This is a genomic window from Falsihalocynthiibacter sp. S25ZX9 (assembly GCF_041205405.1).
Taxonomy (GTDB): Bacteria; Pseudomonadota; Alphaproteobacteria; order Rhodobacterales; family Rhodobacteraceae; genus Falsihalocynthiibacter; species Falsihalocynthiibacter arcticus.
This window is the reverse complement of sequence record NZ_JBGFCD010000076.1, coordinates 1-422: the sequence shown is the minus strand read 5'-3', so window position 1 is coordinate 422 and position 422 is coordinate 1. Positions and strand designations below refer to the sequence as shown.

The 422-nt window shown below is 52.8% G+C and carries 1 pseudogene; it reads left to right on the top strand.

What is annotated here, in order from left to right:
* Positions 1 to 422 (top strand): annotated as a pseudogene (locus AB9F29_RS21330) (HlyD family type I secretion periplasmic adaptor subunit); the annotation flags it as partial.

Sequence of the window (422 nt, the reverse complement as noted above, 5' to 3'; positions counted from 1 at the left end):
ATTTCTGGCGCGATCATCGCCCAAGGGCAAATCGAGGTCGACAACTCACGACAGGTTGTGCAGCATTTGGACGGCGGCGTCGTACAATCCATACTTGTTGACGAAGGGGACGTTGTAGAAGCCAATCAACCTCTTATTATTCTTGATCCAGCCCGCACCCTCTCTGAGCTTTCTATCACGCAATCGCAACTCTATGAGGTATCAGCTCGTCGCGCACGACTTCAAGCGGAGCGCGACAAGGCTTCAGAGATAAAATTCGACGACTCCCTCCTCACGATCGCAAAGGTCCGACCTGAGGTTGAGGACGTCTTGTCCGGTCAATCCAGCCTTTTTGTAGCACGCGCGGAAACCCAAACGAGTGAAGTTGAACAGCTTGGAAAGCAGCGCGAACAGATCGCCAACCAAGTGGAAGGAATCCAAGC